The following is a 22,945-nucleotide window of genomic DNA, read 5'->3' as shown; positions in this document are numbered from 1 at the left end:
GGCCGTGACTGCCCGGTGTCAGGGCGCCAGCCGATGCTGACGACGTGATCAGGCAACGCCGGACGTGCGAACTTGCACCGGCAGCGCTATTCAGTGATACTCAGTACCGGTAGTCAGCGGTACTGAGTAGCGGAGAGGGGGAGCGACCATGAACATCTCGGAGCTCGCGTCGAAGGTGATCGGCGACAAGCGGCGCTGGCGGGCGTACAAGGCACGCGTCCGACAACTGCCCGAGAACCACCGCACGGCCGTCGAGGCGCTGGAGCGGTACCTGATGTTCTTCGGGCCGTCCGACGGCGACGGCGCGGCCACGATGTACGAGGACCTGGCCGACCTGTTCGAACGGGCCGCGGCGGACGGGACGCCGATCCGCGAGATCGTCGGCGAGGACCCGGTGGAGTTCGTCGAGGCGTTCCTGCAGAACTACTCGAAGGGCGGGTGGATCACCCGGGAACGGGAACGGCTGGTCGACGCCATCGAGCGCGCCGAAGGCGAAACCGGGGGTGACCGCGCGTGACCGCCCGACCGACCGCCGCGCCCGTGATCCACGTGCGGGGCCTGGAGAAGTCGTACAAGGCGCTGCAGGTGCTGCGCGGCGTGGACTTCGACGTGGCGCGCGGCAGCATCTTCGCCCTGCTCGGCTCGAACGGCGCGGGCAAGACCACGGCCGTGAAGATCCTCTCCACGCTGCTGAAGGCCGACGCCGGGACCGCGAGCATCAACGGCTTCGACGTCGCCACGCAGGCGGCGGACGTGCGCGAGACGATCAGCCTCACCGGGCAGTTCGCCGCCGTGGACGAGATCCTCAGCGGACGCGAGAACCTCGTGCTCGTCGCCAAGCTGCGGCACCTCGCGAACCCCGGCCGGATCGCCGACGAGCTGCTCGACCGCTTCTCGCTGACCGACGCGGCGGCGCGGAGGGTCGCGACGTACTCGGGTGGCATGCGCCGGCGGCTCGACATCGCGATGAGCCTCGTCGGCGACCCGCCGGTGATCTTCCTGGACGAGCCGACGACCGGGCTCGACCCCCAGGGGCGCATCGAGGTGTGGCAGGCCGTCAAGGAACTCGCCGCCCGGGGCACGACCGTGCTGCTCACCACGCAGTACCTGGACGAGGCCGAACAGCTCGCCGACCGGATCGCGATCCTCCACGAGGGCCGGATCATCGTGAACGGCACCCTGGACGAGCTCAAGCAGCTGCTACCACCCGCCGAGGTCGAGTACGTCGAGAAGCAGCCGACGCTCGAGGACGTCTTCCTCGCGCTCGTCGGCGCCGACGCCGACGCCACGCCCCGAACGACCGCGACGTCAGCGCGCACGAGTTCGGCACGCACGAGTGAGGAAGGACGATGACCAAGCACTTCTTCGGCGACACCGCCGTCCTGCTGGGACGGTCCCTGCGCCACATCACGCGCAGCGCGGACACCATCATCACGACCGCGATCATGCCGATCGCGATGATGCTGCTGTTCGTCTACGTCTTCGGCGGCGCGATCGACACTGGGTCGGACTCGTACGTGCAGTACCTGCTGCCCGGCATCCTGCTCATCACGGTGGCCTCGGGCATCTCCTACACCGCGTTCCGGCTCTTCCTGGACATGAAGGGCGGCATCTTCGAGCGGTTCCAGTCCATGCCGATCGCGCGGTCGTCGGTGCTGTGGGCGCACGTGGTGACGTCGCTGGTCGCCAACCTGATCTCGCTCGTGGTCGTCGTCGGTGTCGCCCTGCTGATGGGGTTCCGCTCGACGGCGGGAGTGCCCGCGTGGCTGGCGGTCGCCGGGATCCTGGTGCTGTTCACCCTGGCGCTGACGTGGCTCGCCGTCATCCCGGGCCTGACGGCGAAGTCCGTGGACGGCGCGAGCGCGTTCTCCTACCCGCTGATCTTCCTGCCGTTCCTCAGCTCGGCCTTCGTGCCCACCGACACCATGCCCGGTCCGGTGCGCGCGTTCGCCGAGCACCAGCCGGTCACGTCGATCGTCAACGCGATCCGCGCCCTGTTCACCGAGCAGCCGGTCGGCGGCGACATCTGGATCGCCCTCGGCTGGTGCGTCGGGCTCCTCGTCGTCGCGTACGTCCTCGCCACGGCCACTTACCGCCGCAAGATCGCCTAGGGGTGGACGTGCTCGGCGTAAGGCGAGGCCCACCACGGCATCCCCTGCCGTGGTGGGCCTCGTCGTGTCGAGCGGTCGGTCAGCCGCCGTACGAGGGCCGGCCCATGAACCAGTTGCCCGGCGCGTCGGCGTCGTCGCTGGACCAGAACTCGATGACCGCCCCGATGAACTCGTCGGTCGACAGGTAGCCGTCGCCGTCCCGGTCCAGGTGGGTGAACGCCTCGGTGGCCTCGGCCTCGGTCAGCCCCGGGAAGTGACCGCGCTGGAACTTCAGGAACTCGGCCGGACCGACCTGGCCGTCGCGGTCGATGTCGGCGACCGCGAGGAACGCCTCGGCCAGCGCGCCGACCGTGGCCCGCGCCGCGTCGGGGTCGCCGACGAGCGTGCGGGTGGAGGTCACGAACTGCTCGCGGGTGATGGCGTCACCACCGCCGGGGATGTGCGGCTGGTGCAGGTCGCGCCAGATCCGCAGGTAGGCGTCGATGATCTCCTGCTCGGCCGGTGAGCCCGGCGGGTGCCCGATGGACGCGGCGACCCGCTCGCCCATGAGGACGTGGTCGTTCTCGGTGAGCCGACCGTCCCCGTCCACGTCGAGGTAGTCGAATCCGTGGCCGATCTTGGCGATCAGCAGATCAGGTGCCAGCACTGGACCTCCGCTTCGGATCGTGACCCGGCCATGCTGGGTCCGCCGGCGCGGGGCTCGCAACCGGAGAACGGGTGACGGGCACGCACCCGCAGGCCGTGCGGTGTCGTACCGGACGGTGAGCCGCACCGACGCGGTGGCGACCGGCGGCAGATCCCAGCGGCTGAGCACCGCGTTCCTCGCTCGGCGGCACGGCGATAGACTCCGGGAAAGCGCTTACCTAGGTGGGTCGGCCGGCCCGGTTCGGCGGCCGTCCGGGGTGAGTGGCCTGCCCAGGTCCCGGCGCTGAAGGGAGCACTCCTCGGTGACCACGTCCGTCAACCCGCTCGGCCACCACGACCCCGGCGCACACGCGTTCCGCGCGCTCGGCCACCTGTTCCGCCCGCACCGGTGGCGCCTGGGCCGGGCGCTGGCCGTGTTCGTCGTCAAGCACAGCCCGGTCTGGCTGCTGCCGCTGGTCACGGCCACCATCGTGGACACGGTGGTGCTGCGCCTGCCGCTCACCGGGATGTGGCTCGCCACCGGGCTGATCATGCTGATCCTGGTCGTCAACTACCCGTTGCACCTGCTCTACGTGCGCCTGCTGCACGGCAGCGTGCGCCGGGCGGGCACGGCGCTGCGGTCGGCCCTGTGCACCAGGTTGCAGGAGCTGTCCATCGGCTACCACAACCGGACCAGCGCGGGTGTGCTCCAGGCGAAGGTCGTCCGCGACGTCGAGACGATCGAGCAGATGGTGCAGCAGACCACCGACAGCGGGCTGGGCGCGGTGACGGTGCTGGTCGGCGGGTTGGCGGTGGTGGGCGTTCGGGCACCGCACTTCCTGCCGGTGCTGCTGGTGATCGTGCCGCTCGCGTCGCTGGTGGTGGTGCGCCTGCGGTCGAGCCTGCGCGACCACAACGAGGTGTTCCGCCAGGACGTGGAGCTGCTGGCCTCCCGGGTGAACGAGATGACGCGGCTGATCCCCGTCACCCGCGCGCACGGCTTGGAGGGCCACGCGCTGCGGCGCATGGACGACACCCTGCGCCGGGTGCTGGCCTCGGGGCTGCGGTTGGACCTGCTCAACGGCAGGGTCGCCTCGCTGTCGTGGGTGTTCCTCAACATCCTCGGCGTCGTCTTCCTGACCGCCGCCGCCCTGGTCGCCTACTTCGGCGGGCTGGGCATCACGGCCGGTGACGTCGTGATGCTCAGCGCCTTCCTGACCACGTCCACCACGTCCCTGGCCACCCTGATGAGCCTGGCGCCGGTGATCACCAAGGGGCTGGAGTCGATCCGCTCGGCGGGCGAGGTGCTGCGGGCACCCGCGCTGGAGGACAACGAGGACAAGGCCGAGGTCACCCGGGTCCGCGGCGCGGTGGAGTTCCAGTCGGTCGGGCACGCCTACGACGACGCCGGTCGGCCCGCGGTGCGCGACTTCACCCTGTCCGTCACCCCCGGCGAGACGATCGCGCTGGTCGGGCCGTCCGGTGCGGGCAAGTCGACCGTGCTCAACCTGCTCATCGGGTTCATCCGGCCCACCTCGGGCCGGATCCTCCTCGACGGCGCCGACCTGGCCGACCTGGACCTGCGCACCTACCGGCGGTTCATCTCGGTGGTGCCGCAGGAACCGATCCTGTTCGACGGCACGGTCCGCGAGAACGTCGCCTTCGGCCTGCCCGACGCCGACGAGTCCGCGATCAGGGCGGCGCTGCGTGACGCCAACGCCCTGGAGTTCGTCGAGCAGCTGCCCGAAGGGCTCGACACCTCCGTGGCGGACCGCGGCGTCCGGCTGTCCGGTGGCCAACGACAGCGCCTCGTCATCGCCCGCGCGTTGCTGCGCAACCCCCGCCTGCTGATCCTCGACGAGGCGACGTCGGCGCTGGACACCCACTCCGAGTCCCTGATCCAGCAGGCGCTGGCCAGGCTGGTGCACGGCCGGACCACGTTCGTGGTCGCCCACCGCCTGTCCACCATCCGCGACGCCGACCGCATCGTCGTCCTGCGGGACGGCGCGGTCCAGGAGATCGGCTCGCACGACGAGTTGCTGCGCCGCGGGGGTGCCTACGCCCAACTGCACCTGGGCCGGTCGGCCTGACCGGCGAACGGCGTGGCTCTCACAGCTGCCGGACGCGCAGGACGCCGGTGAGCATCGGGAGGTCGAACTCGCCGGTGGCGGTTTCCGGTCGGGTCGCGAGGAACGCCCGGATCCGGTGCAGGGTGGCTTCTCGTTCCGGTGGCGGCATGACCAGCATTCCGGCGCGGGTCGCGATGGTCGCGACGAGTGAGTCCGCGGTGCGGCGCTGACTGTGCGGGAATTCGGCCTGCTCAGGGGAGCCGAACCGGGCCGGACCGGTGGCGGGGAGGTGCGAGGTCGCCGTCGCGGCACGCCAGCGGCTGAACGTGTCGCGCGGGCCGATGGCCGCGCTCCCGGCGACCCGCGCGAGTCCGGCGATCCAGTCGACCCGGTCGTCCAGGACGTTCCACAGACCGGCCAGGAGGCCGCCGGGTGCGAGGACCCTCGCCATCTCGGACCCCGCGACGGCCAGGTCGAACCAGTGCAGGGCGTTGCCGGCCAGCACCGCGTCCACGGACGCGTCCGGCAGCGGTATCGACTCGGCGCTGCCCGGCAGGGCGCGGACGGACGGCAGGGCGCGGCGCAGTTCGGTCAGCATCGCCGGGTCCGGCTCGACCGCGGTGACGTCGGCGCCCAGCGCGACCAAGGTGCCGGTCAGCTTGCCGGTTCCGGCACCGAGGTCCAGCACTCGCGGGCCGGTCGCGGGCTCCAGCGCCCAGCGCGCCGCGGCCGGGGCGTAGTCCGGGCGGTGTTCGGCGTAGGCGCTCGCCGCCGCGCCGAACGACGAGGCGTGAAGCTGCTGCAGGTCCCGTTCCACGCGGCCACGTTACGGGTACCGGCACGATCGGCCGTCCCGCGGTTCTGCGTTGGCCACGCCGGGTTGCCGGCCGGAAATCGGTTCGACGGTTCGGCGGAGCCCTGCCACAGTGGCGCACCATGTCGAACCTCGATCAGCTGACCGCCGCAGACGTGCAGCTCATGCAAGGGCTGGCACAACGGGTCACCGCGCTGCGGCCCGACCTGGTGAACAGTGACGCGTCGTTCGGCGAGCTGGCCTGGAACTGGGGCAAGGGGCACGCGGCGGACGGCGCGAGTTGGCGGCGTCGGCTGTGGTTCGTCGACGGTGAGCTGGTGGCGTGGGGCTGGGCCCAGCTGCCCCGCCGAGTGCGGCGCAGTGACGGTTCGGTGAAGGACGTCACCGGCGCCTACCTGGCCTACCAAGTCCACCCCGGGCACGCCGGGCTGGTGGACGAGGTGATCGACTGGTACGACGCCACGGCCGGTGACGTCGAGCGCACGGTGTTGCCGGGCGCTGCCGACCGGGTCGCGTTGGAGCGGTGGGCGGCGCACGGTTACGAGACCGACCCGGGCGCGCTCGGCGACGACGGGTCCTGGACGCAGCTCAACGAGCGGGACCTCGGCGACGTGGCGGAGCCGGTGCTGCCGGACGGGTTCCGGTTCCGCACCGCGGACGAGGTCGGGCCGGAGGCCGCGGTCCGGGCCCACGTGGACGCCTGGAGTCCTTCGACGTACACCGCCGAGAGCTACGAAGGCGTTCGGCGGGCCGCGGGGTATCGCGGTGACCTGCACGTCCTGGTCGAGGCGCCGGACGGGACGATGGCGTCCTCGACGATCATGTGGCTCGACGGAGCCAACCGGACCGTCGAGTTCGAGCCGGTCGGGACGCACCCGGCCTACCGGCGTCGGGGCGTGGCCAGGGCGATGCTGCTGCACGGGATGCGGCTGGCGAGGGCGGCCGGGGCCACCCACGCGACGGTCGCCTGCCTGGGTGCGCCCGGCCACCCCCAGGCGCGGGACCTGTACTACGGCGTCGGGTTTCGGGAGTTGTCGCGGGACGCGCCGATGATCAAACCGGCGATCGGAACGGCGTCACGGCCTGGCGCGCGGCCGGAGGCGGGCGGGCGGTAGGGGACGGACGGGAGCGCCGGCGACCACGGTGGTGGTGAGCCGGCCGATGCCCTCGACCGTCAGGGTGACCGTGTCGCCCGGCCGCAGCGGGCGCCGCTCCGCTCCCCTGCCCCACAGCTCGGCCAGGCAGCCGCCGTTGCCGCAGGTACCCGACCCGAGCACGTCACCGGGCCGTACCCAAGTGCCGCGCGAGGCGTAGGCGACCATCTCCTCGAACGTCCAGCTCATGTTGGACAGCAGGTCCGAGCCGACGACCCGGCCGTCGACCTCGGCGGTCAGCGCCAGGCGCAACAGGCCGTCCTCGCGGTGCGGCTCGAGCTCGTCCGGCGTGACCAGCCAGGGTCCGAGGGTGGTCGCGGTGTCCTTGCCCTTGCACGGGCCGAGGCCCACCGCCATCTCCGCGGTCTGCAGGTCGCGCGCGGACCAGTCGTTGAAGATCGTGTAGCCGGCGATGTGGTCGCGGGCCTGGTCGGGGGTGAGGTCGCGGCCCTCGCGGGAGATCACCGCCGCGACCTCCAGCTCGAAGTCCAGCGCCGTCGAGCCGGGCGGCACGGGCACGTCGTCGTGCGGGCCGATGACCGCGTAGGGGTTGCCGAAGTAGAACGTCGGCGCGGCGTACCACCGCTCCGGCACCCCGGCGCCGCCGCGCATGCCCTCGACGTGCTCCTCGAACGTCACGAAGTCGCGCACGGTCGGCGGCTGGAGCGGCGCGAGCAGCCGCACGGCCGAGACGTGCGGTCCGGGCGGGTCGTCCAGCGCGGCGGCACCGGCGGCGGGCAGGTCGTCCAGGACGTCGGTCAGCGAGGCCGCGTCGACCGGGTGCAGCAGGTCGGCCGCGTCGAGCACGCCGACCCGCTGCCGTCCGTCGTGGTGGTAGGTGGCGAACCGCATGTCACACCGGCGGTGCGACGAAGCAGCCGCGGTCGGGGTCGTTGAACGACTCGCGCGCCACCAGCTCGTTCATCGGGTTGGCGGTGCCCCACTGGTCGGTGACCTCGGGCTGGGAGAAGTCGTAGACGTGCGGGTGCCAGGAGTCCTCGTCCAGCAGCTCCAGCTCGGTGGTGTACTCGACGGTGTTGCCGTGCGGGTCGAGGAAGTACGAGAACGTGTTGTCGCCCGCGAGGTGGCGGCCCGGTCCCCAGATCTTGCGCACGCCCGCGCGCAGCAGCCTCCCGGTGCCGCGCATGTACTCGTCCACGCCGCGCAGCTCGAACGAGATGTGGTGCAGCGCGGTGTGCGGGCCCTTGGCCAAGGCGAGGCTGTGGTGTTGCGGGTTGATCCGCAGGAAGTGCATGACCTCGCCCAGGTGCGGTGAGCTGAGGCTGTCGGACAGGGCGAACGACAGGTGCTGCTCGTACCAGGCCCTGGTGCGGTTCAGGTCGGGCGAGTTGAGCACCACGTGCGACAGCCGGACCGGGATGGCCTCCTTCTCCTCGACGCGGCGGTGCTGCCGGACCTCCACGTCAGCCGAGACCTCGACGGTGCGGCCGTCGACGTCGAAGAACCGGAAGCCGTAGCCGCCGCCGAGCGTGCCCAGCTGGTCCGGGGTGCTGATCAGCTGCACGCCCGCGGCGATGAGCCGCTCGGCGAGCGCGTCCACGTCCGTCGCGGTCGCGGCCCCGAACGCGACGAGGTCCAGCCGCTTCTCGTCGGCCTTGCGCAGCCGCACCACGTACTGCTCGGGCGAGCCCTCGGCGGCCAGGAAGCTCAGGCCCGAGTCGTTCGCGACCTCGGTCAGGCCCCAGACGCCGGCGTAGAACTCCAGCTGCTTGTCGTAGTCGGGCACGGCGAGGTCGACGTGCCGCAGGTGGGTGAGCAATCGGTTGGTCACCGGGTCTCCTCCGGGGTGAGCAGGGCGGCCGCGTTGCCGCCGCGGACGGCGTGGAAGTCGGGTTCGGGCAGGTCGGCGGCGCGCAACGCGGCCACCGGGTCGGCGGCGCCCATGTCGAACGGGAAGTCGGAGCCGAGCAGCACCCGGTCCGCCCCGGCGACGCGGACCAGCTCCCGCAGCACGTGCGGGTCGTGGACCAGCGAGTCGAACCACAGCCGCCGGGCGTAGTGGCTGGGCTGGTGGGCGCAGCCTCGCGCGTCCGGGCGCACGCGCCAGGCGTGGTCGGCGCGGCCGAGGTGGGTGGGCAGGTAGCCGCCGCCGTGCGCGGCGACGACCCGCAGCCGCGGGTGGCGGTCGAGCACGCCCGAGAAGATCAGGTGCGACAGCGCCACGGCGTTCTCCACCGGCTGCCCGACGCTGTTGGACAGGTACCAGCGGTCCAACCGCTCGTCCAGCGTGCAGCCGAAGGGGTGCAGGAACACGATCGCGCCGGTCTCGGCGGCCAGCTCCCAGAACGGCTCGTAGGCCGGGTCGGACAGTTCGCGGCCGGGCGCGTGGCTGCCGATCTCGACACCGGCCAGCCCTTCGCCCACCGCGTGGTCCAGCGCCCGCACGGCCAGGTCCGGGTGCTGGAGGGGTACCAGCCCCAGTCCGCGCAGCCGTTCGGGGGCGTGCGCGCAGTGCTTGGCGGTGGCGGTGTTGGCCGTTTCGCACACCGCGCGGGCGAGGTCGCGGTCGGCCCAGTAGTGGTAGTGCGACGGCGACGGGCTCACCAGCTGCACGTCCACGCCCGCGCGGTCCATCGCGGCCAGCCGCTGCGCCACGTCGGTCAGCGGCCCGAGCCGTTCGCGGACCATCGCGCCGCTGACCGCCAGCGCGTCGGGGCCGTTGCGGCGGGCGTCGAGCGCGCGGGCGGCGGCGTGACCGGGGCGGTCGGCGACGAGCCGGTCCACCTCGGGCAGCAGCACGTGCGCGTGCACGTCCACGGTCGGCGCGGTCACGGGCGTGCCGCCAGCATCGCCATCGTGCGGCCCATCAGCCCCGGCACGTCGGCGTCGCGCACGCCGTCGAGCAGCCACTGCCCGAGCTGGACCGAGGCGTCGACGACCTCGCGCACCCGCGGGTAGCGGCGGTCGCGGTACTCGGTGAGCAGCGCGTCGTCCCAGGTGTCCCGGGTGGACAGTTCGGCGAGGACGAGCGCGTCCTCCAACGACATCGCCGCACCCTGGGCGAGGGTCGGCGGGCAGGCGTGGGCGGCGTCGCCGACGAGCACGACCCGGCCGCGGTGCCACGGGCCCTCCACCAGCAGCCGGTCGAACCACGTGTAGTTGACCACCGCCGGGTCGGTCAGCGCCGCCCGGATCTCGGGCCACGGTCCGCCGTAAGCCTGTGCCAGGCGCCGCATCTCCTCCGCGTACCCGGCCGGGTCGACGGCGTCACGGTCGCGGTTGCGCTCGACCAGGTAGGCGTAGGCGGTGTCCGGACCGGTCGGGCAGCACCCGGCGATGAAGCACGTCCCGCCGTAGATCATCCGCGTGTGCTCCAGGCCGGTCGGGCGCGGCACGGGAGCACGCCAGATCGCCATGCCGGTCGGCACGGGCCGGTCCTCGACGCCGATCAGCCCGCGGGTGGCGGAGTTGAGGCCGTCCGCGCCGACGACCAGGTCGTAGCGCCCGGTCGAACCGTCTGAGAAGGTGACGTCCACGCCGTCGTCGTCCTGGTCGAGCGCGGTGGCCGTGAGGCCGAGCCGGACCGAGGCGCCGGACGCGCGCACGGCGTCGATGAGGATCCGCTGGAGTCTCGGCCGCTGCATGCCGAGGGTGCCGGGCAGGTCGGCACCGCCGATCCGGGCGGTCGGCTGCACGGCCACCACCGCGCCGGTCGGGGCGAGCAGTCCCAGTTCGTCGAACGGGAACCCCTCGCGCAGCACCTCGTCGAGCACGCCCACCTCGCGCAGCACGCGCAGGGCGTTGCCCTGGAGGGTGATGCCGGAGCCCGCGGTGGCGTTCCAGTCGGGCTTGGCCTCCACGAGGTCGACGGCGTGTCCGGCGCGGCGCAGCAGCACGGTCAGGGCGTTGCCGGCGGTGCCACCGCCGAGGACGAGCACGGTTCGGGTCACGACATCTCCTCGCGGTTACTTGACGGCGACGGGGTTGACCGGCGAGCCGACGGCTCCGGTGATGGGCAGCGGTGCGGCGGTCAGCCAGAACTCGTGCACGCCGTCGGCGGCGCAGTCCTCGGCCAGCGCGTCCAGGTCCCACATCTCGCCCACGAGCAGCCCGATGTGCGGGATGACGACCTGGTGCAGCGGCTGGAAGGCGTGGTCGAACTCGTTGGGCCGCACCTCGAAGCCCCACGTGTCGGTGGTGATGGCGGCGATCTCCGTGCGGTGCAGCCAGGACGCCGTGGTGAACGACAGCCCGGGCGCGGGTCCGCCCGCGTAGTCGCCCCAGCCGTCGCGCTTGGCCCGGGTCAGCTGTCCGGTGCGGACCAGCACGATGTCACCGCGGCCCACGTCCACGCCGTGGGCCCGCGCCGTGGCGGCGAGGTGGGTTTCGGTGATGGCGAAGCCGTCCGGCAGTTCGCCACCACCGAGGACACGGCCGACGTCGAGCAGCACGGCACGACCGGCGACGTGGGCCGCCATGTGCTCGATGCCGGTGACCAGGTCGCCCTCGGAGGTGACGGTGGTGGCCGCGTCACGGCCGTTCCACGCCTTGCCGTGGTCGAAGATGTGACCCAGGCCGTCCCACTGGGTCGAGCACTGCAACGGCATCGCGATCACGTCGTCCGCGCCGCCGATGCCGTGCGGGAAGCCCTGGAGCCCGGCCGCCGCGTCGGTCCCGGTGTCGAGCATCGTGTGGACCGGGTTGGTGCGGCGGCGCCAGCCCTTCTGCGGGCCGTTCACGTCGAACCGCTGGGACAGCGAGAAGCTCGTCCCGCGCCGGATCAACGCGGCCCCTGCACGGCGCTTGTCCTCGGTCAGGAAGTTGAGCGTGCCGAGCACGTCGTCGGCGCCCCAGCGGCCCCAGTTCGAGCACGTCCGGGCGGCTGCGGCGATGGCGCCCTCGGGATCCGCGCGGTTCACGCCGGCGTCTCCGCCACGCACCGGGTGCGCTGCACGCCCAGGCCGGTGATGGTCGACTCCATGACGTCGCCGTCGCGCAGCAGGCGTCCGTGGTGCATCCCGTTGCCCGCCGGGGAGCCGGTCAGCACCAGGTCGCCCGGCAGCAGGGTGGTGATCTGCGAGACGTAGGAGACCATCCGGGCGACGTCGAAGATCATGTCCTGGGTGGACTCGTCCTGCATGGTCTCGCCGTTGAGCTTGAGCGTGAGGCGCAGGTCCGAGGGGTCGCCGACGAACTCGGCGGGCACCAGGCAGGGGCCGAGCGGGGTGAAGCCGGGCGCGTTCTTCGAGCGCAGCCAGTCGGTGCCGATCTCCCTCATGTCGGTGCGGAAGACCAGGTCGCGGGCGGTGAGGTCGTTGGCGATGGTGTAACCGGCGACGTGCCGCAACGCCTGTTCGGGCGACACGCGGTGCGCGGCCGTGCCGATGACGGCGGTCAGCTCCAGTTCCCAATCCGGCTGCGCGCACCACGACGGCAGCACCACGTCGTCGTACGGGCCGGTGATCGCCGAGGGCAGGCCGATGAACACGTACGGCTGGTCTTCGCGGGCACGCCGGTCCATCAGCTCGGCGGCACGGGCCCGTGCCTGCTCCTCGCTCTCGGCGGAATCCGCCGGGCGGTGGGCGACCACGAGGTCGATCACGTGCTGCCGGTAGTTGGCGCCGGACTGGAACACCTGCCGCGGCGCGACCGGCGCGTGCACCCGCAAGCCGCCCAGCGCACGCCACTCCAGCGCACCGTCGCGCGCCACGCCGTGCAACGCCGGCAGCGCGTCGGTCCACCGGTCGAGGACGTCCAGCGTCGAGGCGGGCCGCCAGTCCAGGACCTGGCCGAGGTCGACCACGCGATCGTCGACCACGAGGCCGGGGAACGACGGGCGCCCCGGCTCGGAGAAGGTGCCGAGCGCGAACCGGACCGGTTGCGGCGGTGTTGCCATGAGGTGTCCTCCCGTGTCGTGAGGACTACTGTGACCGGCGTCAAAGAATCACGGAAATGAATGTTCGTGATGCTCCTCATCCACGCAGTGGATAGTCGGGAGGTGCGGTGAACCTGTCCAGCCTCGACCTGAACCTGGTGGTCGCGCTGCGGGCGTTGCTGGAGGAGCGCAACGTCACCAGGGCCGGGCAGCGGATCGGCGTGACGCAGCCCGCGATGAGCGCCACGCTGGCCCGCCTGCGTCGCCACTTCGACGACCCGCTGCTGTCCCGCACCGGTTCCCAGTACGAGCTGACCCCGCTGGGCGCGGTCCTGCGCGACCGCGCCGCCACGGCGTGCGACGTGCTGGAACGCGTGTTCAGCAGCCAGGCCGACTTCGACCCGCGCACCGACACCCGCGAGTTCACGCTGATCTCTTCCGACTACGGCGCCGCGGTGTTCGGCGTCGCGCTGGCCCGCGAGCTGCACGAGGTCGCACCCGGCGTCCGCCTGACGTTCCGGCAGACCTCGCCGTCGCTGCTGGAGAACCCGGGCGCCCTGCTGAGCACCGTGGACGGCCTGCTGCTGCCGCACGGCGTCCTCGACGGCTTCCCCGCGGTCGAGCTGTTCACCGACCGGTGGGTGTGCCTGGTCGCCGACGACCACCCGGAGGTAGGCGACGAACTCACCCTCGACGACCTCGCCCGCCTGCCGTGGGCGGTGTACCAGCGCACGTACGACGCACCGGTCACCCGGCAGCTGAGCATGCTGGGCATCAGCCCGGAGGTCGACGTGTCCGTGCCGTCGTTCCACCTGCTGCCACCGCTGGTCGCCGGCACCCGACGCGTCGCCCTGGCCCAGCAACGCCTGGTCGAGCGCTTCCCCGCACCCGGCGTGCGCACGCTGCCCTGCCCGTTTCCCGCCGTGCCGCTGCAGGAGGCACTGTGGTGGCACCCCGTGCACACCCAGGACGCCGGCCACCTCTGGCTGCGCGAAGCGGCCGAACGGGTGGGCCGCCGCATGGTGGCTTAGCGGGCCACCACGAACGTGCCCCGGATGTTCGTGCGGTAGGTGCGGTCCAGCTCGTCGAGGTCGAGGTCGAGGTCGAGGTCGAGGTCCGCGGGCTGCGGGCTGCGGGCTGCGGGCTGCGGGCTGCGGGCTGCGGGATGGTGTTCCCCCTGATCTCGCTGCCACCGGCAGACCGCGACCCGGCACTGTCGGTCCTGGCCCGCGAGGCCGCTATCGCGGCCGTCACCACCGACCACCCGGCACCACCCGCCGCCACCGACGCGGTGAGCACGGCCGTCGCACTCCGGGCTGTCACACCGACGTTGACCGCCCTGACCGACGACGAACGCGCCCTGCTGTCGGAGTGGCTCCACCGCATCGCCACTTCCACCGCGTAGCACCGGGACAGTCCGGATCACCGCCGTGGCTCTCGTCTCAGCTGTACGACTCCGCCTGGAGCGCGAACAACTCCGCATAGAGACCACCCCGCCCGATGAGCGTGGCGTGATCACCGGACTCCACCACCCGCCCCTCCCCCACCACGATGATCAGATCTGCCATGCGCACCGTGGAGAACCGGTGCGACACGAAGACCGTGATCCCCCCGGTCCGGCCCGCGACCCGTTTCGCGTGTTCGGCGTACCGCTGGAACAGCACGTGCTCCGCCTCGGGGTCCAACGCCGACGTCGGCTCGTCCAGCACGAGGAGCAGCGGCGCCTCCCGCATCATGGCCCGACCGAGCGCCAACTTCTGCCACTGACCACCGGACAGCTCCGCGCCATCGTGGTAGCTCTTGCCGAGCCGCGTGCGCAACCCTTCCGGCAACTCGTCCAGCACACCGGTGGCACCAGCCCGGTCCAGAGCCGCCCGAACGGTGGACTCGGACGACACCCTCGACAGGTCGCCGAGGCCGACCACCTGCTGGGCAAGGAACTCGTACCGGACGAAGTCCTGGAACCCGGCCGCGATCCGGGTGCGCCACTCCTCGACCGCCATCCCGTGCAGGTCGACCCCGTCGACCAGGATCCGCCCCTCGGACGGCCGGTAGAACCCGCAGAGCAACTTGACCAGGGTCGACTTCCCGGCGCCGTTCTCACCGACGATCGCGACGGTCGCACCGGCCGGGAGGTGGAGGTCGACCTCGTGCAGCACCGGCACGTCCGTGCCCGGGTACGTGAACGCCACCCGGTCGAACGAGATGCCGTCGTCCAGCCGTTGTGGCGGTGCATCGGTAGCGGGAGCCGGATCGGGCCCGGTGGCCCACGCGGCGGCCTCGGTGAGCCGCCGGTACGCGCCCGCCATCCGCTGCAGGTCCTGCAGGAGGGTGACCGCCGTGGCGACCTGCTGGTTGACCTGGGCCGCCAGCACGATCACCAGCACGACGTCCCCGACCCCACGCCGCCCGGCGATCGCGTCACGCACCACGAGCAGCACGCCCGCGATGTACGCCAGCGCGAACACCACCTGGCCCGCCGCACGGATCCACGTCGCGGTCAGGTGCGCCCGCCACAGTCCTCGCGTCGCCGTGTCCCACGACGCGTTGTGCCGGGCGCGCAGTTCGTCCCGCACCCCGGACACCCGCAGCTCACCGGCCAGGCGGGCGGACGTGGCCAGGTGGAACAGGTTGAGCGCGGTCCTGGTCGGCTCGGCGGTCGCGGTCCTGGCCCGGTCCAGCACCCGCTCGGCCACGCGGCCGGCCAGCAGCGGCGGCACCGCGGCGACGGGCAGCAACAGCAGCCACGGGTTCTGCCCGGCCAGCAGCACCGCGGTGAGCACCACCGCGAGGACCAGGCCGACTCCGTTGAGCAGGGCTTCGAGGCCGGTCCGGAACTGCCTGCCCTCCTGCCGCAGCACGGTCCACGTGTCGGCGTGCTCGGCGCGCTCGTGGTGCTCGATGCCCGCCGAACCGTTCGACACCGCGATCACGCGCTCGTCGAAGTCCAGTTCGGCCAGCTCGGACAGCTCGTAGTAGGCCAGGTGGGCGAAGTGCCCGAAGGCCAGCACCACCACCGCCGGCACGGCGACGGTCACGCCCGCGAGCACCGCGCGCCCGACCGAGCCCGCCACGACCTCGCGGGTCATCCAGCCGAGTGCGGCCGCCAGCAGCGGAGCGGCGACCGCACCGGCCGTCATCAGCGCCACGGCCAGCGCCGTCTTGCGCGGGTTCAACCGCCACGCCGTGGCGATCATGGTCCACGCGCCGGTCAGCAGGACCTTCACCGGACCGGCCCTTCCACCACGTCCACGAACCGGTCCGCCTGCAACCGGAACAGCTCGGCGTAACGACCGTCGCGGGCGAGCAGTTCCGCGTGGCTGCCCTGCTCGGTGACCCGGCCGTGCTCCAGGACGACGATGAGGTCGGCGTGCCGGACGGTCGAGAACCGGTGCGAGATCAGCAGGGTCGTCGCGCCCTCGGCGAGGCCGGTGAACTCCTCGAAGAAACCGGTCTCCGCGCGCACGTCCAGGCTCGCGGTCGGTTCGTCCAGCACCACGACCCGCGAACCGTGGCGCAGCGCGAACAACGCCCGCGCCAACGCGATCCGCTGCCACTGCCCGCCGGACAGCTCCGCGCCGCCGGTGAGGTGACGTGCCAGCGGCGTGTCCAGCCCGCGGGGCAGGCGGGCGACGGCCTCGCCGAGGCCGACCGAGTCGACCACCTCTCCGATCCCCTCGCGGTCGTCCAGGAAGCCGACCGCGCCGAGCCCGACGTTGTCCGCGACGGACGACTCGTACCGCACGAAGTCCTGGAAGATCACGCTGAGCCTGGCGCGCCACGCGTCGACCGGGAACGCGCGGATGTCGACGCCGTCCAGCGTGATCCGGCCCGCGGTCGGCTCGTAGAGCCTGGCCAGCAGCTTGACCAGGGTGGTCTTGCCGGCGCCGTTGACGCCGACGAGGGCCGTGCAGCGGCCGACCGGGATCGTCAGGTCGAGCCCGTCGAAGATCATCCGACGCTGACCGGGATAGCGGAAGCAGACCTGCTCGAACCGGAGCGTCCCCACCGGCTCGGGCACTGGGTGCTCCTCACGGGTGTCTCCGAACCCGCCGTGCCCGACCTGCTCGGCGTGCTCGACCTGCTCGACGTACTCGGCGAACCTCCGCACCGCGTCGTAGGCACGCATTCCGATCGCGGTCGGCAGGTCCGCCTCCGGGTAGTGCTCGGCCAGCCGCAGCAGGCTCAGCGCCGCCGTCACGACCAGGACGAACCCGGTCAGCGTCAGCTCCCGCGCCGTCGCCCCGACCACCGCGAACACCACGCCGGTGACCACGAGCCCCACGACCGAGAACCGGACGAACGGCCACAGGTAGATGCCGCGGCGCTCGGCCCAGAGGGGTTCGAGGAAGCGGAGGTAGGTGTCCCGCAGGCGTTGCCGCAGCCACCCGGCCAGGCCGAAGACCCGGATCTCCTTGCCCGCGGCGGCGCCACCGGCGAGGTCGCGCAGGTAGTCGATCTCGCGCTGGTCGGCGGCGAGTGAGGACCGCGTCCTGGCGTACCGGCGCAGCCCGCCGCGCTGGCCGTGCCGGAACAACAGCACGGTGACGACCAGCGCCGCCGACGCGGGCCAGGAGAACACCACCCCGACCGCGATCGCGTGACCGGTGAGCTCGGTGTACCGCGCGATCAGCGCGAGCAGGCCGGTGGCCGCCCGGCCAGGGCTCTGCACGCCGAACTCCACCTCCCGTGCGGCGGTGCGCAGCGCGTCGAGCGCCCGCTGGTCCTCCAGCGGGCCGAGGCCGGGGCTGCGCAACGACGCGGCCATCAGCTCGTCGAACACCCGGCCGTCGATCCGGCGCGTCACCAGCTCGCCCAGGGCGCGTTCCACGGGCGAGATCAGCTGCCGGGCGACGAACGCACCGGCCGCGACGCCGAACACCGCGACCAGCGAGTCCCACGCGTCGGAGTCCAACCCTCCGTCGACGGCCGCCGGTACCCGGCCGAGCACCATCGCCGTCGCCACCGTGAACACCACCGGGAGGCAGCCGAGCAGCAGGTTCACCCCGACCAGGGCGGCCACCAGCGGACCGCCGGCGTGCGGTAGCAGGCCGACGATGTCCCGTCGTGCGGCGAACTGCTCTCGCGCCGTGCCGATCCAGGAGCGGTGCCTCATGCCCGTGTCAGGTAGTCGGCGCAGTCGGGCAGCCCGCGTTCCTCGATGACGTCGTTGAACACCGAGAAGCGGATCGCGGGCACCTCGGTCAGCAGCCGGGTGATCGGCGTGCCGTACTTCTCCGCGATGTAGCGGTAGTTCTCGTGGGCCGACCGGGTGTTGTCGCCCTGGTCCTTGTCGTGCGGGTAGTGGAGGGACCTGGCCTCGCGGATCACGCCGAACCGGGCGCCGTCGCGGTGCAGCCGGTAGGCGAGGTCGAGGTCTTCCCCGCCCCACTGCCGGAACTCCTCGTCGTACATGCCGATCGCGCGCACCTGCTCCGTCCGCGCCGAGGCGTGGCACGTCCAGTACATCAGCCACGGTGCGGGTAGGTGGGCGTAGTCGTCGGCGTAGCGGCGGTAGAACGGTTCGCGCACGTCCGGCCACGACTCCGTCCGGGCCAGCGACGCGATGGTCGAGTCGACGTCGTCGACGTCCACGAACTCGCGGATGCGCCGGGCGTCCTCGTTGTCGAGGTTGAAGCAGTAGACGTAGCCGTTGAGCGCCAACGGTTCCGCGGTGGCGTCGTGCGCGGCCACGTGCGCGCTCAGGCTCGTGGAGTGCAGCAGCACACCGGAGTCCACGAAGACGGAGATGTCGCCCCTGGCGTGCCGGAGGCCGACGTTGCGCGCCCGGGCGACCCGGAAGCCCTCGTCGGGCTGGTAGAAGTACCGCAGGTCGAGCCGATCCTCGAACCCCCGCACCGCGGCCGCCGTGTCGTCGCTGGAGCCGTCGTCGACGACCAGCACCTCGAACCGGTCCCGGGGCAGGTCCTGCTCGGCGAGCGAGTCGAGCGTGAGTTCGAGCAATCGTCTCCTGTTGTAGGTCGGCACGATGACCGTACAACGCAGTGGGCTACCCACGAGAGGCTCTCCTTCAGAGGTCCCGCCGAGGTCAGGGATCCGGTGAGGCCAAGGCGAAGATCCAGTCGACCGGGTGGTTCCCTGGTGGTTCCCCGCCGATGACCGCGCAAGTCTGCCGAGGTTCGCTCGTGTCGGTCAACACCACGAACGAAGTCGCGCGACGGGTGATCGTCACCGCCAGTGATCACGGCCGATCGGCCGCACCGGGTGGCTCCTTGACACCCGACCCCTCCCGCACGAGCATTCGTGCCCACGTACCCGCTTCACGGCGGAACAGCGAAACGGCGGAACGGCGGTCGTGTCGGCCCGGGTGTTCGAGGAGGTCCGCGTGCGGTTGTCGTCAGCGCAGCTGTTCCAGCAGATCGCCTCGCCCCGGCCACCCTCCGGATCACGGGTGCTCATGCGGCGCGCGGTGGTGCTCGGGGGGAGCATCGCGGGGCTGATGGCCGCACGGGTGCTCAGCGACCACGCCGACGAGGTGCTCGTGGTCGAGCGGGATGTGTCCGATGTGGACGACGGGCCGCGAGCCGGTGTGCCGCAGGGCAGTCAGGTGCACGCGTTGCTGCCGGCCGGTGCGGTGCAGTTGGAGCGGTGGTTCCCCGGTTTCGCCGAGGAGGCGATCGCGGGCGGCGCGGTCGTGCCGCCCAAGGACGGGTCGCGCGACGGGTTCTACCTGAACGGACAGCCGCGCCTGGCGCCGCCGGTGGCGCAGGACTGGCCGGTGTTGATCACCACCCGGCCGTACCTGGAGGCGAAGGTGCGCCACCGGACGCTCGCGGTCGACAACGTCCGGCTCGTCGCCGGCCGGGCCGACGGCCTGGTGTTCGACGGCGCGCGGGTGGCCGGTGTCCGGTACGTCCCGGAAGGCGGGACCGAGGCCGTCACCGCGACGGCGGACTTCGTGGTGGACGCGATGGGCCGGTCGAGCAGGATGAGCGACTGGCTGGAGTCCGCCGGGTGGCCGCGCCCGCCGATGCGCCGGATGCCGATCAAGCTCAACTACGCCACCGCGATGTTCGCCTACGACGAGGCGATCAGCGACCAGTGGAGCGTGATCGCGCAGGTCAGCCCGGACGACGGGCGGCCGGCGCGGATCGGCGGCGTGCTCCGGGTCGAGGGCGACCGCTGGATCATGCTCATCGCGGGCTACGGCGACGACCGGCCCGGTCGGGACGCCGCCGACTACGTCGCCCGGTGCCGCGACGACTTCCCGGCCGTCTTCGGCGACATCGCCGAGCGCGGCCGGATGCTCGGCGACGTGGTCACCTACCACCAGGCCGACAGCAGGCGGCGGGACTTCCACGAGCTGGACCGGCTGCCGGCCGGGCTGGCCGTCGCCGGTGACGCGATCGCCTCGTTCAACCCCGTGTACGGCCAGGGCATGACCTCCGCCGCGCTGCACGCGTCGTGCCTGTCGACCTACCTCCGCTCGGACCCCCGGCTGGACGAACCGGCGCGGGCCTACTTCGACCGGGTCGCGGTCGTGGTGGACGCGGCGTGGCAGGTGTCGACGTTCGCGGACCTGGAGCTGCCGCACGTGGACGGCCCCTACCCGCGCGGCTACCGGCTGATCAGGTGGTTCAGCGGCCAGGTGTTCAAGGCCTCGATGACCGACGCCGTCACCAACGACCGGCTGGCCCGCATCACCACCATGCTCGCCCACCCGCAGCAGCTGGCCAGGCCGAGCACGATCCTGCGCGCGGTCCGGGTCAACCTCCTCCCGGCCACGACCCGGCGCTGACCGACGTTCCGAGCCGCGGAGCGCGCGGCCGTCGACCTGTAACGGGATCGCGCGATCCCGGCAACCATGTGGTGTGAGCGAGACAATGGCAAGCGCGGTGGCGGACCACGTGGAGCCGCTCCAGCACCCACCGCCCGGGAAGCGAACCGGTGCCGCGGCCGAGTTCGAGAAGGTCTACCGGGCCCACGTCGGCACGGTCACCGCCTACTTCGCGCGACGCAGCGCGGAACCGCAGACGGTGGCCGACCTGACCGCGGACACCTTCGTCCGGGCGATCACGTCGTTCGCCACCTACGACCCGGTCAAGGGCAGCGCCCGGGCCTGGCTGATCGGCATCGCGAGCCGGGTGTTCGCCGCGCACTGCGAGGCGCACAGCCAACGCAGTCACGGCGTGCGGCGCATCGCCGGACTGCGGGCCCTCGACGCCGACGCGGTGGACGACCTGGTCGACCGGATCGACGCCGAGAAAGCGGCGGGCGCACTGCTCGCCGGCCTGGCCGAACTGCCCCGGCTCGACCGCGAGGTCGTGGAGCTGGTGGATCTCGACGGTCTGAGCCCGAAGGAAGCCGCCGAGGCGCTGGGTGTCTCGGCGGGCGCGGTGCGCATCCGACTGTTCCGGGCCCGAACGAAACTCCGGAAGACGACAACAGGGGTGGAACGATGATGGCCAAGTTCGAGGACCAGCTCTTCGAGGACCTGATGCGCAGCCACGGGTCCGCGCTGGACACCGTGCCGGACCGCGCGGTGGACCCCGCGCCGACCGGGCGGCGCGGCGCCGGCCGGGCGCTGGGCATCGGCGGCACGGCGCTGGGCGTGGCGGGCGTGATCGCGCTGACCGGCACGCTGCTCACCGGCGGTGCCCCCGCCGCCTACGCCGTCACCAAGGGGCCTGACGGCGTGGTGACGGTGTCGATCAGCGACATCACCGGCGTGACCGGCGCGAACGAGGAACTGCGCCGGCTGGGTGTGCGCGCGGTCGCGGTCCCGGTGCGCGACGGGTGCGTCGGCCTGGACGACCTGCCGACCGACACCGAGAGCGCGGGCACCGCGAGCTCCGCGTCGGTGGACTCGGTGGGCGAGGGCGGCGGCTCGATGACGTTCGACGCCGACGCCATCCCCGAGGGCGACACGCTGCTGCTGGCGGCGACGCAGTCGTCGGCCAGCGTCTCCCTGGCCGCTGCGCTGATCACGGGTGCCGCGCCGGAGTGCGTGAGCGTGCCGGTACCGCTGGTGCGCGATCCGGTGGACCCGCAGCAGGGGCAGGAAGTCCGACCGGCGGCACCCGGGGAGAACTCCGTTCAGGAAGGTGGCAGCTGAGCGGCCGGCTCCGCCGCGAACGCCCTGGGAAGCGCATCGTCGCGCCCCAGGGCGTTTCCGGGTGGTGGGGTAGGAAGTACGCGCGCTCCCGGCCCACTATTCGGCGATCTTCGTCCGGCCGCACCACGCGAACACCGGCACTTCGAAATCGTCCACGGTGCGCGATTCGCCGTTCGCGCGGAAGTGCTCGTAGCCGTTGCCGGCCGGTACCTTGACCTTGTCGGCGAGATCGGTGACGTAACGGATCCGGTCGTCCTCGCGCAGTTGCTCGGGACCGCCGACCAACACGACTTTGATCTTGTTCACGGGTTCTCCCCCGAGATCAACCTCCTGGACACGCTCCAGGCTTCCGGGACCACTCTGGCGGACGACCGGGTGACGGCCGGTAATCGCGCGCTCACCCGGAGGGCGTGAGGACAGCGTTACCCGATGGTGGAGGGCCGGCGGACAGCGCCGACTACATTCGGATCATCCCGACCGAAACCACGTCCTTTGTGGATCGTGGTCGGCGCGCCGCGCCGACCGCGCCAGACGAGGGGATCGCAGGAGATGTCCGAGAAGGTGCACGTCATCCACCAGGGGATCGACCGGGCAGACCCGGCCCAAGCTCCGCCGGGCCAGGTGGCGCCCTCGGACCTGCGCTCGGTCATGGGCCGGTTCGCCACCGGGGTCGTGGTCATCACGGTGGGTGGCGAGCACATCCACGGCATGACCGCCAACACGTTCGGCTCGGTCTCGCTCGACCCGCCGCTGGTGCAGTGCTGCATCGCGCACACCGCGGTCATGCACGGCGCGCTCAGCGCCGCGGGCCGGTTCGGGGTGTCGGTCATGGGCGCCGGGCAGGAGTCGGTGGTCCGCTACTTCGCCGACCGGGCCCGTCCGCTGGGCGAGGCGCAGTTCGACGTCGTGGACTCCACCCCCGGCCCGCACACCGGCGCTCCCCTGCTGACCGGCGCGCTGGCGTGGCTGGAGTGCGAGGTGGTGGAGGCGCACGTGGCGGGCGACCACTCGCTGTTCGTGGGGCGCGTGCTGTCCTGCGAGCCCGGTGACGACGACGGCGCGCTGCTGTTCTACCGGGGCCGTTTCCACCAGGTGGTCACCGGATGAGCACGTCCGAGCTGGATTTCGTGTCCGTCCGGATCGAACCGGAGCAACCGGGCGAACCGGCCGAGCGGTCGATGGCGGGGTTGCGCGAGGAGCACGGCCGGTTGCGGTCGCGGATCGCGGCCGGGCGGCCCGAGGCCGTGGCGCGGCAGCACAC

23 protein-coding genes are annotated in these 22,945 nt (G+C 72.2%); 11 read left to right on the top strand and 12 right to left on the bottom strand.

Annotated elements, in window-relative coordinates; all coding sequences use genetic code 11:
- The first annotated feature begins 148 nt into the window (after positions 1–148).
- From B0I31_RS33230 to B0I31_RS33220, 3 genes are read left to right on the top strand one after another with little or no spacing between them, the layout of a single operon-like run.
- Positions 149–517, top strand: coding sequence for a DUF1048 domain-containing protein (locus tag B0I31_RS33230; RefSeq protein ID WP_106619369.1), 369 nt, complete (start codon positions 149–151; stop codon positions 515–517).
- Positions 514–1,353, top strand: a complete 840-nt coding sequence (locus B0I31_RS33225; RefSeq protein ID WP_106619368.1) for an ABC transporter ATP-binding protein — start codon at positions 514–516, stop codon at positions 1,351–1,353. The genes B0I31_RS33230 and B0I31_RS33225 overlap by 4 nt, the downstream gene beginning before the upstream one ends.
- Positions 1,350–2,111: an ABC transporter permease gene (locus tag B0I31_RS33220; RefSeq protein ID WP_106619367.1), complete on the top strand. Its 762-nt coding sequence runs from the start codon at positions 1,350–1,352 to the stop codon at positions 2,109–2,111. Before B0I31_RS33225 ends, B0I31_RS33220 begins: the two co-directional genes overlap by 4 nt.
- A gap of 79 nt (positions 2,112–2,190) precedes the next feature.
- Here the strand turns inward: B0I31_RS33220 and B0I31_RS33215 are convergent, their stop codons facing one another.
- A complete protein-coding gene (locus tag B0I31_RS33215) occupies positions 2,191–2,757 on the bottom strand; it encodes an EF-hand domain-containing protein (RefSeq protein WP_219910919.1) in 567 nt (188 codons plus the stop codon).
- Positions 2,758–3,058: 301 nt separating this feature from the next.
- Between B0I31_RS33215 and B0I31_RS33210 the strand changes: the two genes are divergently transcribed.
- Positions 3,059–4,825: an ABC transporter ATP-binding protein gene (locus tag B0I31_RS33210; RefSeq protein WP_106619366.1), complete on the top strand. Its 1,767-nt coding sequence runs from the start codon at positions 3,059–3,061 to the stop codon at positions 4,823–4,825.
- 19 nt (positions 4,826–4,844) lie between these two features.
- Here B0I31_RS33210 and B0I31_RS33205 read toward each other — a convergent pair whose 3' ends face one another.
- Positions 4,845–5,621 (bottom strand): class I SAM-dependent methyltransferase, encoded by a 777-nt coding sequence (locus B0I31_RS33205; protein WP_106619365.1) that lies wholly within the window; start codon positions 5,619–5,621, stop codon positions 4,845–4,847.
- Between the two features lie 119 nt (positions 5,622–5,740).
- On the opposite strand from B0I31_RS33205, the gene B0I31_RS33200 reads away from it, so the two are divergent.
- On the top strand, positions 5,741–6,733 hold the full coding sequence (locus B0I31_RS33200; RefSeq protein ID WP_106619364.1) for a GNAT family N-acetyltransferase: 993 nt from the start codon (positions 5,741–5,743) through the stop codon (positions 6,731–6,733).
- On the opposite strand, the gene B0I31_RS33195 is transcribed toward B0I31_RS33200, so the two are convergent.
- Genes B0I31_RS33195 through B0I31_RS33170 form a run of 6 tightly spaced genes read right to left on the bottom strand, consistent with a single transcriptional unit; the run spans position 6,695 to position 12,629 of the window.
- Positions 6,695–7,624, bottom strand: a complete 930-nt coding sequence (locus B0I31_RS33195) for a fumarylacetoacetate hydrolase family protein (protein WP_106619363.1) — start codon at positions 7,622–7,624, stop codon at positions 6,695–6,697. The genes B0I31_RS33200 and B0I31_RS33195 overlap by 39 nt on opposite strands.
- A 1-nt stretch (position 7,625) precedes the next feature.
- Positions 7,626–8,564, bottom strand: a complete 939-nt coding sequence (locus tag B0I31_RS33190; protein ID WP_106619362.1) for a VOC family protein — start codon at positions 8,562–8,564, stop codon at positions 7,626–7,628.
- Positions 8,561–9,565: an amidohydrolase family protein gene (locus B0I31_RS33185; RefSeq protein WP_106619361.1), complete on the bottom strand. Its 1,005-nt coding sequence runs from the start codon at positions 9,563–9,565 to the stop codon at positions 8,561–8,563. Before B0I31_RS33185 ends, B0I31_RS33190 begins: the two co-directional genes overlap by 4 nt.
- Positions 9,562–10,683: an FAD-dependent oxidoreductase gene (locus B0I31_RS33180; RefSeq protein WP_106619360.1), complete on the bottom strand. Its 1,122-nt coding sequence runs from the start codon at positions 10,681–10,683 to the stop codon at positions 9,562–9,564. Before B0I31_RS33180 ends, B0I31_RS33185 begins: the two co-directional genes overlap by 4 nt.
- Positions 10,684–10,698: 15 nt before the next feature.
- Complete coding sequence (locus tag B0I31_RS33175; RefSeq protein WP_106619451.1) at positions 10,699–11,652, bottom strand: cyclase family protein; 954 nt, start codon at positions 11,650–11,652, stop codon at positions 10,699–10,701.
- Positions 11,649–12,629: a fumarylacetoacetate hydrolase family protein gene (locus B0I31_RS33170; protein ID WP_106619359.1), complete on the bottom strand. Its 981-nt coding sequence runs from the start codon at positions 12,627–12,629 to the stop codon at positions 11,649–11,651. Before B0I31_RS33170 ends, B0I31_RS33175 begins: the two co-directional genes overlap by 4 nt.
- A 107-nt stretch (positions 12,630–12,736) precedes the next feature.
- On the opposite strand from B0I31_RS33170, the gene B0I31_RS33165 reads away from it, so the two are divergent.
- Positions 12,737–13,639, top strand: a complete 903-nt coding sequence (locus B0I31_RS33165) for a LysR family transcriptional regulator (protein ID WP_106619358.1) — start codon at positions 12,737–12,739, stop codon at positions 13,637–13,639.
- Between the two features lie 134 nt (positions 13,640–13,773).
- Positions 13,774–14,013: a hypothetical protein gene (locus B0I31_RS33160; RefSeq protein WP_146174045.1), complete on the top strand. Its 240-nt coding sequence runs from the start codon at positions 13,774–13,776 to the stop codon at positions 14,011–14,013.
- 37 nt (positions 14,014–14,050) lie between these two features.
- Here the strand turns inward: B0I31_RS33160 and B0I31_RS33155 are convergent, their stop codons facing one another.
- From B0I31_RS33155 to B0I31_RS33145, 3 genes are read right to left on the bottom strand one after another with little or no spacing between them, the layout of a single operon-like run.
- Positions 14,051–15,835 (bottom strand): ABC transporter ATP-binding protein, encoded by a 1,785-nt coding sequence (locus B0I31_RS33155; RefSeq protein ID WP_106619356.1) that lies wholly within the window; start codon positions 15,833–15,835, stop codon positions 14,051–14,053.
- On the bottom strand, positions 15,832–17,724 hold the full coding sequence (locus B0I31_RS33150; RefSeq protein WP_106619355.1) for an ABC transporter ATP-binding protein: 1,893 nt from the start codon (positions 17,722–17,724) through the stop codon (positions 15,832–15,834). Before B0I31_RS33150 ends, B0I31_RS33155 begins: the two co-directional genes overlap by 4 nt.
- Entirely contained in the window at positions 17,721–18,626 is a 906-nt protein-coding gene (locus B0I31_RS33145) for a glycosyltransferase (protein WP_106619354.1), read from the bottom strand. Before B0I31_RS33145 ends, B0I31_RS33150 begins: the two co-directional genes overlap by 4 nt.
- Before the next feature lie 328 nt (positions 18,627–18,954).
- On the opposite strand from B0I31_RS33145, the gene B0I31_RS33140 reads away from it, so the two are divergent.
- The 3 genes from B0I31_RS33140 (at position 18,955) to B0I31_RS33130 (ending at position 21,684) form a co-directional block, all read left to right on the top strand.
- On the top strand, positions 18,955–20,367 hold the full coding sequence (locus B0I31_RS33140) for an FAD-dependent oxidoreductase (protein WP_219910918.1): 1,413 nt from the start codon (positions 18,955–18,957) through the stop codon (positions 20,365–20,367).
- An 85-nt stretch (positions 20,368–20,452) separates the two neighbouring features.
- Complete coding sequence (locus B0I31_RS33135) at positions 20,453–21,031, top strand: RNA polymerase sigma factor (protein ID WP_106619353.1); 579 nt, start codon at positions 20,453–20,455, stop codon at positions 21,029–21,031.
- A complete protein-coding gene (locus B0I31_RS33130) occupies positions 21,031–21,684 on the top strand; it encodes a hypothetical protein (protein WP_106619352.1) in 654 nt (217 codons plus the stop codon). The genes B0I31_RS33135 and B0I31_RS33130 overlap by 1 nt, the downstream gene beginning before the upstream one ends.
- Before the next feature lie 96 nt (positions 21,685–21,780).
- Here the strand turns inward: B0I31_RS33130 and B0I31_RS33125 are convergent, their stop codons facing one another.
- Positions 21,781–21,990 (bottom strand): DUF5988 family protein, encoded by a 210-nt coding sequence (locus B0I31_RS33125; RefSeq protein ID WP_106619351.1) that lies wholly within the window; start codon positions 21,988–21,990, stop codon positions 21,781–21,783.
- 243 nt (positions 21,991–22,233) lie between these two features.
- Here B0I31_RS33125 and B0I31_RS33120 point away from each other — a divergent pair, with 243 nt between their 5' ends.
- The gene (locus tag B0I31_RS33120; RefSeq protein ID WP_106619350.1) at positions 22,234–22,791 is read left to right on the top strand and encodes a flavin reductase family protein; all 558 of its coding nucleotides are present in this window, start codon (positions 22,234–22,236) and stop codon (positions 22,789–22,791) included.
- Positions 22,792–22,945 lie beyond the last annotated feature (154 nt).

The sequence above is a fragment of the Saccharothrix carnea genome, assembly GCF_003014735.1.
Lineage (GTDB): Bacteria > Actinomycetota > Actinomycetes > Mycobacteriales > Pseudonocardiaceae > Actinosynnema > Actinosynnema carneum.
Note: the sequence above shows the minus strand (reverse complement) of the source record. Positions and strands in the feature narration are given on the sequence as shown.

Coding starts and splice junctions, on each gene's coding strand:
- B0I31_RS33230 (WP_106619369.1), top strand. CDS start 149: ATGAACATCTCGGAGCTCGCGTCGAAGGTGATCGGCGACAAGCGGCGC.
- B0I31_RS33220 (WP_106619367.1), top strand. CDS start 1,350: ATGACCAAGCACTTCTTCGGCGACACCGCCGTCCTGCTGGGACGGTCC.
- B0I31_RS33200 (WP_106619364.1), top strand. CDS start 5,741: ATGTCGAACCTCGATCAGCTGACCGCCGCAGACGTGCAGCTCATGCAA.
- B0I31_RS33195 (WP_106619363.1), bottom strand. CDS start 7,624: ATGCGGTTCGCCACCTACCACCACGACGGACGGCAGCGGGTCGGCGTG.
- B0I31_RS33170 (WP_106619359.1), bottom strand. CDS start 12,629: ATGGCAACACCGCCGCAACCGGTCCGGTTCGCGCTCGGCACCTTCTCC.
- B0I31_RS33160 (WP_146174045.1), top strand. CDS start 13,774: ATGGTGTTCCCCCTGATCTCGCTGCCACCGGCAGACCGCGACCCGGCA.
- B0I31_RS33150 (WP_106619355.1), bottom strand. CDS start 17,724: ATGAGGCACCGCTCCTGGATCGGCACGGCGCGAGAGCAGTTCGCCGCA.
- B0I31_RS33135 (WP_106619353.1), top strand. CDS start 20,453: ATGGCAAGCGCGGTGGCGGACCACGTGGAGCCGCTCCAGCACCCACCG.
- B0I31_RS33130 (WP_106619352.1), top strand. CDS start 21,031: ATGGCCAAGTTCGAGGACCAGCTCTTCGAGGACCTGATGCGCAGCCAC.
- B0I31_RS33120 (WP_106619350.1), top strand. CDS start 22,234: ATGTCCGAGAAGGTGCACGTCATCCACCAGGGGATCGACCGGGCAGAC.